General features: G+C 64.8%; 12 protein-coding genes. 2 read left to right on the forward strand and 10 right to left on the reverse strand.

The window, feature by feature from the left end; genetic code table 11:
• Positions 1 to 8: 8 nt before the first annotated feature.
• Complete coding sequence (locus CIT37_RS24395; RefSeq protein ID WP_095425877.1) at positions 9 to 941, forward strand: lipid A biosynthesis lauroyl acyltransferase; 933 nt, start codon at positions 9 to 11, stop codon at positions 939 to 941.
• A 101-nt stretch (positions 942 to 1,042) separates the two neighbouring features.
• Here the strand turns inward: CIT37_RS24395 and CIT37_RS24400 are convergent, their stop codons facing one another.
• The 8 genes from CIT37_RS24400 to CIT37_RS24435 all read right to left on the reverse strand — a co-directional run bounded on the left by CIT37_RS24400 (position 1,043) and on the right by CIT37_RS24435 (position 10,817).
• Entirely contained in the window at positions 1,043 to 2,167 is a 1,125-nt protein-coding gene (locus tag CIT37_RS24400; protein ID WP_095425876.1) for a polyamine ABC transporter substrate-binding protein, read from the reverse strand.
• 2 nt (positions 2,168 to 2,169) lie between these two features.
• Positions 2,170 to 3,351 (reverse strand): aminotransferase, encoded by a 1,182-nt coding sequence (locus tag CIT37_RS24405; protein WP_095425875.1) that lies wholly within the window; start codon positions 3,349 to 3,351, stop codon positions 2,170 to 2,172.
• A gap of 7 nt (positions 3,352 to 3,358) precedes the next feature.
• A complete protein-coding gene (locus CIT37_RS24410) occupies positions 3,359 to 3,685 on the reverse strand; it encodes a rhodanese-like domain-containing protein (RefSeq protein ID WP_026202463.1) in 327 nt (108 codons plus the stop codon).
• Between the two features lie 267 nt (positions 3,686 to 3,952).
• Positions 3,953 to 5,881 (reverse strand): potassium transporter Kup, encoded by a 1,929-nt coding sequence (locus CIT37_RS24415; protein ID WP_095425874.1) that lies wholly within the window; start codon positions 5,879 to 5,881, stop codon positions 3,953 to 3,955.
• Between the two features lie 140 nt (positions 5,882 to 6,021).
• Positions 6,022 to 7,920 (reverse strand): potassium transporter Kup, encoded by a 1,899-nt coding sequence (locus CIT37_RS24420; protein ID WP_038946304.1) that lies wholly within the window; start codon positions 7,918 to 7,920, stop codon positions 6,022 to 6,024.
• A gap of 230 nt (positions 7,921 to 8,150) precedes the next feature.
• Positions 8,151 to 8,981: an OmpA/MotB family protein gene (locus CIT37_RS24425; protein WP_028145261.1), complete on the reverse strand. Its 831-nt coding sequence runs from the start codon at positions 8,979 to 8,981 to the stop codon at positions 8,151 to 8,153.
• Positions 8,982 to 9,005: 24 nt separating this feature from the next.
• A complete protein-coding gene (locus CIT37_RS24430; protein WP_018320941.1) occupies positions 9,006 to 9,779 on the reverse strand; it encodes a motility protein A in 774 nt (257 codons plus the stop codon).
• A 213-nt stretch (positions 9,780 to 9,992) separates the two neighbouring features.
• Positions 9,993 to 10,817 (reverse strand): SDR family NAD(P)-dependent oxidoreductase, encoded by an 825-nt coding sequence (locus CIT37_RS24435; RefSeq protein WP_038946303.1) that lies wholly within the window; start codon positions 10,815 to 10,817, stop codon positions 9,993 to 9,995.
• A 101-nt stretch (positions 10,818 to 10,918) separates the two neighbouring features.
• Here CIT37_RS24435 and CIT37_RS24440 point away from each other — a divergent pair, with 101 nt between their 5' ends.
• Positions 10,919 to 11,212, forward strand: coding sequence for a hypothetical protein (locus tag CIT37_RS24440; RefSeq protein WP_028145263.1), 294 nt, complete (start codon positions 10,919 to 10,921; stop codon positions 11,210 to 11,212).
• A 16-nt stretch (positions 11,213 to 11,228) separates the two neighbouring features.
• Here the strand turns inward: CIT37_RS24440 and CIT37_RS24445 are convergent, their stop codons facing one another.
• Positions 11,229 to 11,948: an RraA family protein gene (locus tag CIT37_RS24445; protein ID WP_028145264.1), complete on the reverse strand. Its 720-nt coding sequence runs from the start codon at positions 11,946 to 11,948 to the stop codon at positions 11,229 to 11,231.
• A 122-nt stretch (positions 11,949 to 12,070) separates the two neighbouring features.
• On the reverse strand, positions 12,071 to 12,955 hold the full coding sequence (locus CIT37_RS24450) for a CDP-alcohol phosphatidyltransferase family protein (RefSeq protein ID WP_028145265.1): 885 nt from the start codon (positions 12,953 to 12,955) through the stop codon (positions 12,071 to 12,073).
• Positions 12,956 to 12,973 lie beyond the last annotated feature (18 nt).

The raw sequence follows: 12,973 nt of genomic DNA on the forward strand, positions 1-12,973 counted from the left end.
CCGGACGCATGGCGCTGCTTCCTGCGAGGACGAAGGCCCGCGCGCGGGAGGCTGCGAAATCGATCGGCGGCAGCCTGATCGGCGCCGCCACCGTCGGCATGCTGCGTACCACGCGCTATTTCGATCCGGTCAAGACCTCGGACTTTTTCGCGCGCGTGGTGAAGCTGATCGGCCCGCGCCTGCGCGAGCACCGCATCGGTCGCGCCAACCTCACCGCGGCGTTTCCGGAGAAGTCGCCCGAAGAGATCGAACAGATCCTGATGGGCGTCTGGGAGAATCTCGGCCGCGTCGGCGCCGAATTCGCCCATATGGATCACGTCTGGGATTACGACCGCGATCATCCCGAAAACAGCCGGATCGAACTCCCGGCGCGCAGCATCGAGCTGTTCGACCAGATCCGCGACGACGGCAAGCCGGCGCTGATCTTTGCAGCTCACCTCGCCAATTGGGAGTTGCCGGCGCTCGCCGCCGTCTCGCATGGCCTCGATGCCGCGATCCTCTACCGTCGGCCGAACATCGCATCTGCCGACCGCATCATCCAGGAGATGCGCCAGGTCAACATGGGCACGCTGATCCCGGCCGGGCGCGACGCGCCGCTGCGCCTCGCGCAGGCGCTGAAGGACGGCAAGCACGTCGCCATGCTGATCGACCAATATCTGACCGGCGGCGTCGAGGTCACCTTCTTCGGCCGCAAGACCCGCGCCAACCCGATGCTGGCCCGCCTGCTCCGCCAGGTCGAATGTCCGATCCACGGCGTCCGCATCATCCGCCTGCCCGGCGACCGCTTCACCGCCGAGATCACCGAGGAGGTCCGACCGGTGCGCGATGCCGACGGCAAGATCGACATCCAGGGCACGACCCAGGCGATCACCAGCGTCGTGGAAGGCTGGGTGCGCGAGCATCCCGAGCAGTGGTTGTGGCTGCACCGCAGGTGGCGGTAGTTGCCGTCACTGCGAGGAGCTAAGCGACGAGCAATCCAGAGTGCCCTCACCGAGAGATTCTGGATTGCTTCGCTCCGCTCGCAATGACGAGTGCTGCCCCTCTACCTTCCCGTCTTCACCTTAGTCCACAGCCGGTTGATGATCCGCTGCGTCGCCGGCTCGCGCGCGGTGATGACGAACAGCTTTGCGAGCGTCGCCTCGTCCGGATAGATGTTCTTGTCGTTCAAAATCTTCGGATCGACCAGCTTCTGGCTGGCGAGGTTGCCGCTTGCGTAGGACAGGAAGTCCGAGTTCTTGGCGGCGACGTCCGGACGGTAGAGATAGTTGATCAGCTCGTAGGCTTCCCTCACGTTCTTTGCGTCCGCGGGGATCGCGAGATTGTCGAAGAACATCTGCGCGCCCTCCTTCGGGATCGCGTAGCCGATCTCGATGCCACTGCTGTTGTCTTTCTTGGCCTCGGCCGCGCGGGCGCGCGCCTGCATGATGTCGCCGGACCAGCCGACCACGAAGCAGATCTCGCCGGTCGCGAGCGCGCTGAGATATTCGGAGGAGTGGAATTTGCGCACGGAGGGGCGGACTTTTGCGACGACATCGGCGGCCTTCTCGAGGTCAGCCTGCTTGGTCGAGTTCGGATCGAGCCCGAGATAGTTCAGCGCCGCCGGAAAGATGTCGTCGGCGGAGTCGAGCATGTGGACGCCGCAATCTCTAAATTTGGCGAGGTTCTCCGGCTTGAAGACGATGTCCCAGCTGTCGATCTTCGCGTCGGGCCCCAGGATCTGCTTCACCTTGGCGACATTGTAGCCGATGCCCGTCGTGCCCCACATATAGTTGGCGGCGTAATTGTTGCCGGGATCGTAGGTCGCAAGGTTCTTGGTTACCATCGGCCAGGCATTTTCCAGGTTCGGCAGCTTCGACTTGTCGAGCTTCTGGAAAATGTTGGCCTTGATCTGGCGCTGCAGGAAATAGGCCGTGGGCACCACGACGTCGTAGCCGGACTTGCCGGCCATCAGGCGCGTCTCCAGCGTCTCGTTGGCATCGAAGGTGTCGTAGACCACCTTGATGCCGGTCTCCTTGGTGAAGGCCTCGAGGACGTCTGGCGCCATATAGTTGGACCAGTTGTAGAAATTGACGACCCGCTCCTCGGCCCTGACAGGGGCGGAAAGCAAATTCAGCGTGGCGGCGATCGCGAGGCCAAGGCCAAATCCGCAGCGGCCGACATTCGTCATCTCTACCTCTTGCGACCGCGCACCGCGTCCGACAACCGTTCCAGGGCGGTGTCGAGGGTCTCGTCCTTCTTGGCAAAGCAGAAGCGCACCACTGAGGTCACGGGATCCTGCTCGTAGAAGGCCGAGACCGGGATCGCCGCGACCTTGTAGTCCTTCACGATCCGCCAGCAGAACTCGGTGTCGCTCTCGTTGAGCCCGAGCGGCGACAGGTCGACGGTGAGGAAGTAGGTTCCTTGCGACTTCAGCACGGGGAAGCCGAGGCTCTCCAGCCCGTTGGTCAGGCGGTCCCTGCTCCGCGTCAAATCCTTGCGCATCGACAGGAAGTAGTCGTCGGACTTGCCGAGGCCGTAGGCGACGGCGGCCTGCAGGTTCGGCGCCGTGGTGAAGGTCAGGAACTGGTGCACCTTGGCGGCGACGCGCAACAGCGGCGGCGCGGCGCAGACGAACCCGATCTTCCAGCCGGTCAGCGAGAAGATCTTGCCGGCCGAGCCGACCTTGATGGTGCGCTCGCGCATGCCCGGAATGGTGATCAGCGGGATGTGCTTGTGCTCGTCGAAGGTGACGTGCTCCCAGACCTCGTCGCAGATCGCGATGACGTCGAACTCCTGACAGTAGCGCGCCAAGAGCTCGAGATCCTCGCGCGGAAAAACCACCGCGCTGGGATTCAAGGGGTTGTTGAAGAGCACAGCCTTGGTCTTTGAATTGAAGACGCTTTTCAGCATGTCCTCATTCAGCCGCCAGTGCGGCGGCTCCAGCCGCACGAGGCGCGGGATGCCGCCGGCCTGGCGGATGATCGGCAAATAGGAATCATAGACCGGCTGGAAGCACACCACCTCGTCGCCGGGCTGCACCACCGCGAGGATCGCCGAGGTCAGTGCCTCGGTGCCGCCGGAGGTGACCATCACCTCGCTCATCGGATCGAGCTTGAGCCCGTGCCAATGGCCGTAATGGGTCGCGATCGCCTGGCGCAGCTCCGGCAGGCCCATCATCGACGGGTATTGGTTATAGCCGTTCAGCGAGGCCTCGGCCGCGGCGCGGCGGATGTCCTCCGGACCCGGATCGTCGGGAAAGCCCTGGCCGAGATTGATGGCGGCATTGTCGCGCGCGGCCTGCGACATCGCCTCGAAGATGGTGACGGGAAGGTCGGCGAAGACCTTGTTCAGCGAAGAGCTCTTGGACGTCATCGCGGGGCTAGCCACCGACCTTGCTGGGAAGCCCCGCCGCCTTCCAGCCCAGCATGCCGCCGGCCAGATGCTTGTCGTAAGGCAGGCCCGCCGCCTGAGCCGCGAGCGAGGCCGTCACCGAGCGTTTGCCCGAGCGGCAGGCAAACACGACGTCCTTGCCCTGGGGATCGGGGATCGCCTTGGGATCGAAGGTCGAAAGCGGCACCACGACGCCGTAGGGATAGGCCTCGGCTTCGACCTCGTTCGGCTCGCGCACGTCGACGAGGAGATAGCGGCCCTCCGCGACACCCTTGGAGACCTCGTCCGGGGTCAGATCCTGCACCTGGTTTGCCACATCATCCTCCAACGTCGCGCGTGCCAGCCGGACCTATCCCGGCCGGCGGCAACCTCGCCTCTCGGCTCACGAAAATCAAGCGCTACAAAGGCTTGAGCCGCGCGGCGCAAGTTAAAGCTAAATCGCAGCGACTTGAAGTGGGGCGTTCAGGACGCCCGAATCTGCTGCTGCACCTCTCACCACTCGTTCGGCGTCATTCCCCCCGAAGGCGGGAAATCCAGCACGCCGCGGCTCCTCGGTCCTAGCCGGGCGATGACAGCGGTGGAACTAGATCGTCACCTGCGTTCCGACCTCGACCACGCGGCCAGAGGGGATCTGGAAATAGTCAGTGGCGTCGTTGGCCGAGCGGCTGAGCGAGATGAACAGCCGGTCCTGCCAGCGCGGCATGCCGGAATGGACGGCGGGCTTGAGCGCTCTGCGCGACAGGAAGAACGAGGTCGACATGATGTCGAACTGCCAGCCGAGCTTGCGGGCGATCGCCAGGGCTTTCGGCACGTTGGGCGATTCCATGAAGCCGAACTTCAGCGTCACCTTGGAGAAGGTCGGTGAGATCTGCTCCAGTTTCACGCGCTCGGCCGGATCGATCCGTGGGGTCTGCGCCGTCTCGATGGTGAGAATGACATTCTTCTCGTGGAGCACTTTGTAGTGCTTCAGACTATGCATCAGCGCGGTCGGCGCGCTGAGCGGGTCGGAGGTCAGGAACACCGCGGTGCCGGGCACCCGCTGCGGCGGCCGCTTCTCCAGCATCGCCACGAGATCGGCGAGCGGGAACTCGAGTTTGCGCGACTTCTCGAACAAGAGGCGGCTGCCGCGCCGCCACGTGTACATCAGGATGATCATGAGCGCGCCGAGCGCCAGCGGCACCCAGCCGCCTTCGAACACCTTGAGCAGGTTGGCGGCCAGGAACGTGAGGTCGAGAAACAGGAACGGCGCAATCAGCGCCCCGGCCGCGAGCGGCGACCAGCGCCAGACCTTCCAGATCACGACGAAGCCCATCATCGCCGTGACCACCATGGTCCCGGTGACCGAGATGCCGTAGGCCGAGGCGAGCGCGCTGGACGAGCGAAACAGGAGCACCAGCAGCACCACCGCGACCAGCAGCAGCTGGTTGATGCGCGGGATGAAGATCTGGCCGGAATGGGCTTCCGACGTATGGCGAATTTCGAAGCGCGGCAACAGGCCGAGCTGGATCGCCTGGCGCGTCAAGGAATAGGCGCCTGTGATGACCGCCTGGCTGGCGATGACAGTCGCCATGGTGGCGAGCACGACCATGCAGCCGCGGAACAAGCCCTGCGGGAAGAGCTGGAAGAACGGGCTGACGATGGCGCCGGGATCGCCGAGCACGAGGGCGCCCTGCCCGAGATAGTTCAGCGCGAGCGACGGCAGCACGATGAACAGCCACGCGGTCTGGATCGGTCGCTTGCCGAAATGGCCGAGATCGGCATAGAGCGCCTCAGCCCCGGTGACCGCGAGGAACACCGCGCCCAGCGTGACGAAGCCGATGATGCCGTGGTGGAACATGAAAGAGACCGCATAGAGCGGGTTCAGCGCATACAGCACTTGCGGCTGTTGGATGATCGGATGGATCGCCGCCGCGGCAAGGACCGCAAACCAGACGCACATGATCGGGCCGAAGAAGGCGGCGACGCGGGCGGTTCCGCGCGACTGCACGGCGAACAGGCAGACCAGGATGACCACGGTTAGCGGCACGATATAGGGCTCGAACCGCAGCGTGACGTCCTTCATGCCTTCGATCGCGGACAGCACCGACAGCGCAGGCGTGATCACGGCATCGCCATAGAACAGCGCGCCGGAAATGATGCCAAGCAGGACGACGGTCGCCCCGCCGGTGCCGACCGCGCGCTGGGCCAGCGCCATCAGCGCCAGCGTGCCGCCCTCGCCGTTGTTGTCGGCCCGGAGCAGGATCACGACGTATTTGAGCGTCACCACGACGATCAGTGCCCACAGGATCAGCGAGACCACGCCGAGCACCGCCGCCGGCGTCGGCAGCCCGTCCGCGCCCGATGCCGCCATCACCGCCTCGCGGAACGCGTAGAGCGGGCTGGTGCCGATATCGCCGTAGACGACGCCGATGCTGCCGAGGGTCAGCGCGCCGAAACGGGCGGTGGTATGGGCCTCGCCATGCCCATTGGCCGCCGCCGTTTCCGGGGCGGAAATCACTATGTCGCTTGTCATGGGAGAGCCCAGTGGCCTCTAAAATGCTTCACTGCACAATGGCGGAAGAGCGCGCGGCTTATAGTCCTGCGCTACCGGCATAGCCTAGCCCGATTCCGGGGCTTAGACATGCGAATTTGCATGACTAAGGCAGTTGCGTTCTAGATGGTGACTTGGGTTCCGACTTCAACCACCCGTCCCGTGGGGATCTGGAAGTAATCCGTGGCGTCGTTGGCGGACCGGCTGAGCGCAATGAACAAATGGTCCTGCCACAGCGGCATACCCGACTGCGCTGACGCCTTCAGCGACCTCCGGGACACGAAGAACGACGTCGACATGATGTCGAACTGCCAGCCCTGCTTGCGCGCGATCGCAAGTGCCTTGGGCACGTTCGGCTGCTCCATGTAGCCGAAGCGCAGCCGGACCTTCGAGAACTTCTCGCTGATCTTCTCCATCCGGAATCGCTCGGACAGATCGACCCGCGGCGTATGCGCGGTCTCGATGGTCAAGATCACGTTGTGCTCGTGCAGCACCTTGTTGTGCTTGAGATTGTGCAGCAGCGCGGTCGGCACAAAGGAGGGATCGCTGGTCAGGAACACCGCGGTGCCCTTGACGATGTGCGGGGGCCGCTTCTCCAGGCTGCGGATCAGATCGTCCAGCGGCACCTCGATCCGGCGCGTCTTCTGGATCAGGATCCCGGAGCCCTTCCGCCAGGTCCAGATCGTTCCCGCCATGGCCACGCCGAACAGCAGCGGCACCCAGGCGCCCTCAAGCAGCTTCAAGAGATTGGCGCTGAAGAAGCTCAGATCGACGATGACGAAGGGCATGATCACGGCCGCAGCCGTGGCAGCGCGCCAGTTCCACAATTTCCAGATCACGATGAAGCCCATGATGCCGTCGGCGACCATGGTGGTGGAGACCGCGATGCCGTAAGCCGACGCCAGATTGCTGGGGGTGTGGAACAAGAGCACCAGCAGCATCACGCCGATCAGCAGCAGCCGATTCACCCGCGGCAGGTAGATCTGGCCGGCGTGAGTCTCGGAGGTATAGCGGACCTCGAAGCGCGGCAAGAGGCCGAGCTGCACCGCCTGATAGACCAGCGAATAGGCGCCGGTGATCACCGCCTGGCTCGCGATCACGGTCGCGGCGGTCGCAAGCCCGACCAGCGGCAGCACCAGGCTCTCGGGCACCATGCGATAGAACGAGTGCTCGATCGCGCTGGGATCAGACAGCACCAGCGCGCCCTGCCCGAAATAGTTGATCAAGAGCGCGGGCAGCACAAAGAACATCCAGGCCGACTGGATTGGCTTGCGCCCGAAATGGCCGAGATCCGCATAGAGCGCCTCGCCCCCGGTCACCGCCAGGAACACGGCGCCGAGGGTGACGAGGCCAATCGTGCCGTGCGACAGCACGAACTGCACGGCGTAATAGGGATTGATCGCCGCCAGCACCGAGGGATCGTCGGCGATGTGGACCGCTCCCATCACGGCGATGACGGCGAACCAGATCACCATCACCGGCCCGAAGGCCGAGGCCACCAACGCCGTCCCCTTGCTCTGGACCGCGAACAGCAGCACCAGGATGAGGACGGTGAGCGGCACCACGTAATGCTCGAGCGCGGGGGTTGCGAGCTTCAGGCCTTCGACCGCCGATAGCACCGAGATCGCCGGCGTGATCATGGAATCGCCGATGAACATGGAAGCGCCGACCACGCCGAGGGCGAGCAGGAACCAGCTCCGCCGCCCGAGCGCGCGCTGGCCGAGCGCCATCAGCGAGAGCGTGCCGCCCTCCCCGTTGTTGTCGGCGCGCAGCAGCAGCAGCACGTATTTGGCGGTGACGACGATCAGCAGCGCCCACAGGATCAGCGAGAGCACGCCGAGAACCATGACGCGCGAGACCGGCTCGCCATGGGCGGCGCCCCTGACCGCCTCGTGGAATGCGTAGAGCGGCGAGGTGCCGATATCGCCGAACACGACGCCGATGCTCCCGAGCGTAAGGGACCAAAAGCCCGAGGTGACCGGCCCGTCCTGGGTCTCGGTCTGTGTGATGCTCGCCGTCATGAAGATGGAAAACGCTTCTTCCCTGGAATTGATCCGGCGCCTTTTGACGCTTCCGGTGCGCCTGTCAATCGGCGCATCACCATAGCAGGCGCAGAGCCGGATGCTGTGACGCTGCAGCCACGCTCATTGCCAGCGCGACGACATGCCTCAGGTAGAATGGTAGCGCAAGGGGGCCTATTTTCCGGGCAGGATCTCGTCGGAAAAAGGTGCTCACCGTGCCCGGGTGATGCTCACGGCTTCAGATTCGGCGGCAGCGGCGGATCTTCGCGCATCAGGGTGATGGTCACCCGCCGGTTGGCCGCGAGCGAGGGATCGTCCGGAAACAACGGCTGGGTATCTGCCTTGCCGGAGACGGCGAAGATGTGCGACGGCGGCAGGCCCTCGCGTTCGAGGATCTGGCGAACGGCATTGGCGCGGTCGGCCGACAGATCGAAGGCGCCGTAGTCGCTGCGGGTCGGCACGAAGCCGGCCGCTGTGTGGCCGGCGATGGAGACGCGGAGCGGCGTGGCCTTGAGCGGGATCGCGAGCTTCTCGACCAGGCGGCGGGTGCGGTCATAGGGCACCTTGGAGCCGTCGGCGAACATCGAGCGGCCGTCCTGGTCGACGATCTCCAGATTGAGACCCTGCTTGGTCTCCTCGAACATGATGTGCTTGGACATCTCGGTCAGCTCCGGCATGTCCTGCAACGCCTGGCGCAGCGAGGCTGCGGCGAGCGCGAAATTGCGGTCGACCTTGATCTTCGCGCCCGACGTCTTGTCGCGATCTTCCTGGTCCGGGGTCGGCGTGTTGGAGGCATCCTCGGGCTGGATATGGTCGACGTTCTTCAGCCGCGGGCGGGTCGGCAAACCGTCGGACTCGACGATGCCGGCATAGCGCGCCTCGCTCTGCACGCCGAAGGCGTCGCGCATCGATCCCGCGACGATCTTCAGCTTGTTGGCGTCCTGCGTCGAGAACGCCACGAGCATCACGAAGAAGCTCATCATCAGGCCCATGAGGTCGGCGAAGGTCACGAACCAGCCGTGACCGCCTCCATGGGCATCGCCGCGTTTCTTCTTGGCCATGTCTCAAAATCCCGGCGGGCGGGCTTACGCCGGCACCGGCTCGCCCTCGGCGTGGCGATGCTTCTCCGGCAGGTAGGCCAGCAGCATTTCGCGCACCAGGGTCGGGCTCTTGGAGTCGCGGATCATCAGGATGCCGTCGATGATCAGCGTGCGGTTGGTCTCCTCGTCCAGCAGCTTGCCGTGCAGCTTGTCGGCGATCGGCAGACAGAACAGGTTCGCGACCAGCGCGCCGTAGAGCGTGGCGAGCAGCGCGGTCGCCATGAACGGGCCGAGCTTGGAAGGGTCGGTCATGTTGGCGAACATCTGCACCATGCCGATCAGGGTGCCGATCATGCCGAAGGCCGGAGCGCAGTCGCCGATGGCGCGATAAATCTTGCTGCCCTCGTCGAGGTGCATGAGGAAGTTGTCGCGGTCGCGCTCGAGATTGTCGCGGATGAAGTCGAGGTCATAGCCGTCGGCGACGTAGCGGATGCCCTTGGCGAGGAAGGGCTCGTCGGTCTCGACCTTTTCCAGACCCACCGGGCCCTGCTTGCGGGCGATCTCGGCGATGCGGGCGAGTTCGTCGACGAGGTCGTGCGCCGACAGGCGGCTCATGGTGAAGGCGAACTTGGCGCCGAGCGGAAGGCCGTGCAGGAGTGCCGAGAGCGGAAAGCGGATCATGGTGGCGGAGATCGAGCCGCCGAAGATGATGATCATGGCATGTTCGGAGATGAACATGTGAAGGTCGCCGCCCATGAAGATCATCATCGTGATCACGATGATGCCCGCAATGAGCCCGACGCTCGTCATGATATCCATGGGATACTCCAACGCGTACGCAACAACGGCCGTCCTGGCCGCTGGCGCGGCCCAACCCCGAACCGCATCGGAAACCCTAGAGTGCCGCCCTTAAAGCCGCGTAAAGGTTAAGTTGAGCCGGCGCGCCAGACCGGGGCAACGCATCGGGATGAGGCCGGCTTTGCCGACTGCCGACACGAATTTCAACGCTTTGCTAACCATGATTGCGGCGCGCTAGCGTGCCAGGCCCGTCAGCTTCAGGCTCAGTTCGCGCAGGCGCTTGCGGGCAGCTGCATCGTAGGCCTGCGGATTGGCACGCGCCTCGTTCATGCCGTTGAAGAACAGCCCGCTCTTGCCTGCGACATCGTCGCCCTCGACGAGGCGCAGGATCGCCGCCCCACCCTGCTCCACCGTCGAGATCGGCGTGACGCCGCCGGCGCGCACCATCGTGGTGTTCATATAGGTCGCCGGATGCAGCGCGTTCACGGTGATGCCCGCGCCCTTCAGTTCGTCCGCGAGATCGATGGTGAACATGATCTGGGAGAGCTTGCTCTGTGCATAGGCACGCGAACCGCTGTAGCCTTTCGTGATCATGACGTCGTCGAAGTCGATCGGGTGCTGGCCGAGGGAAGCGACGTTGACGATCCGCGACGGCGCCGCCGCCTTGAGCAGCGGCAACAACAGATGGGCCAGCAGGAAACCGGAGAGGTAGTTCACGGCAAAGCGCAGCTCGTGACCGTCGGCGCTGACTTGTCGCTGCGGCCCATCGTTTTGCGAACCGATGCCGGCATTGCTGACGAGGACGTCGAGACGTTGATGATCGCGGATGACCGCTTCGGCGAGCGCACGCGTACCCGACATCGACGACAGATCGGCCTGGTAGAAGGTCGGCGCGGCATTGCCGGCTTTCGCGATCTCGTCGCTCAACACCTTCGCGCGCGTGGCGTCGCGGCCATGGATCAGGACCCTTGCACCGTCTTCCGCCAGCCGTCGCGCGACGTAGCGGCCGACGCCGTCGGTCGAGCCGGTTACCAGGATCGTCTTGCCATTCATCTTCATCGTGCGTCCTCCGGCTGCGGCCCTGCGCCACGGGGGCGGAACGAGGGATGACTGCTATTCTAGGGCCCTGCGGCATGCTCCATCGCGGGAGCCGTTTTGCAATGTTGACGCTGTTCAGCCTTCTCACCGCGCTGCCTGCGGTGTTGGCGCTCCACCTGCTCGAGCCGGAACTCGTTCTGCCGGCCTTCAGCCTCGTGCTCTTTGCCGAGGCCGCCTTCGCGGTGATCGCAGCGCGCTTGATTCACCTTCCGGACAATGCGGAGGACATCACGCTGTGGGACCTTGCAGGCGGCTTCACCCTGATCGGGTGCGCCGCCGCGATGTTCGGCGAGCCGGATCAGGCCGCCCTGTTTCTGACGGAACAGGGTGACCCGCGACCGGTGTCGCGGCCTTAGGCCGCCTCATCACCCCTCAGTGGATCTCCGCCGAGCGCTTCAGCGCGGCCTTCAGCTTCTCGAGCGAAAAGTCGGGGCTGCGGGCGATCTCCAGAATCGGCGTCTCGCGGCGGCCGCAGAGCTCGGCGGCCTCCGGCAGCTTTGCCGCGATGTCGAGCGGGATCACGATGGCGCCATGCTGGTCGGCGTGGATCAGATCGTCAGACTTCACGGTCATGCCTGCAACGCGAACCTCGCCGCCAAAGCTCTCCGCATGCACCCAGGCATGCGACGGACCGATCGAGCCGGCCAGCGCCTGGAAGCCCGGCGCCCATTGCGGGATGTCGCGGATCGAGCCGTCGGTGATGACGCCGAGGCAGCCGAGCGCCTTGTGCACGTTGCTCTGCACCTCACCCCAGAACGCGCCGTAGCCGACGTCGGGACCATCGATATCCTGAATCACCGAGATGCGCGGACCATGGCCGGTGCCGACATATTCGTAATACTCGATGCGGCGCCTGGACTGCTCTTCGGCCGGAAGCGAGGATTTCAGCACCGAGCGGATCGCGACCGTACGGGCATAGCCGACGATCGGCGGCAGGTCGGGAAACGGGCAGACCAGTTGCTTGGTGGTGTAGCCGATCAGCCGGCGCTCGGGCGCCACAATCTCCATGGCATTGCAGATCGTCGGCGTGTCGTAGCGGCCCAGCGCTTCGAGGACGGAAGCGGGCAGCGGCCCGGTCGCTTTATCAGTCACGGCGTTCTCTCCCAGATTGGCGGTCGCTGTTGGCGCGATGCCGCCGGCACAGGGCGATATAGCGGAGATCAGGTCTCAGCCCAACTCGGGGAGACTCATGGCAGATATCCGCGCGTGGTCGCTCAGTGCAGCCGTCCGGGCCGGTCGTCGTCCTCGTTGGGCGGCTCCGACAAATTCGCCAGCGTCGGCGCCGACGGCGGTGAGGTGACCTCGCCTCCCGACGGCGCGGAGGCTTCCATCGCGCGGGCCTGGTCGCGGTAGGATTTGTAGCCGAGCGGCAGGCAGAGCAGGTACAGGACGGTGCCGGACGAGAGTACGTGCCAGGGATAGGCGATCAGCAGTGCGATGAAGACGATCACCGCGACGAACGCCGGCAGCACCAGCTCCGGCGGCACGCGCATGCGCTTGGTCTTGCCGGAGAACACCGGCAGGCGCGACACCATCAGGAAGGCGATCAGCAGCGTATAGGCCGCAGTCATCGCGGCGGGCCAGCGGCCGAGATCGAGGAACGCAACATAGATCGGCAGCAGCACGGTGATCGCGCCGGCCGGCGCCGGCACGCCAGTGAAGAAATTGGCGGCGAAGGCCGGCTTGTTCGGGTCGTCCATGGTGGCATTGAAGCGCGCCAGGCGCAGGCCGCCGGAGATCGCGAACACCATCGCGGCGATCCAGCCGGCATTGCCGAGCTCGTGCAGCTGCCAGAAATACAGCATCAGGCCCGGCGCGACGCCGAAATTGACGAAATCGGCGAGGCTGTCGAGCTCGGCGCCGAACTTGGACTGGCCCTTGATCATGCGCGCGATGCGGCCGTCGATACCATCGAGGGCGGCCGCGAACACGATGGCGTAGACGGCGAGCGACATCCGCCCTTCGATCGACAGGCGGATCGAGGTCAGGCCGGCGCAGATCGCCAGCAGCGTGATGACGTTGGGCACCAGCATCCGCACCGGAATCGGGCGGAACCGCCGGCGGCGTACGTCAGGGTCTTTGAAGTCATAGGGCGTCATCGCTGGTCCTCACCTCAA

The sequence above is a fragment of the Bradyrhizobium ottawaense genome, assembly GCF_002278135.3.
Taxonomy (GTDB): domain Bacteria; phylum Pseudomonadota; class Alphaproteobacteria; order Rhizobiales; family Xanthobacteraceae; genus Bradyrhizobium; species Bradyrhizobium ottawaense.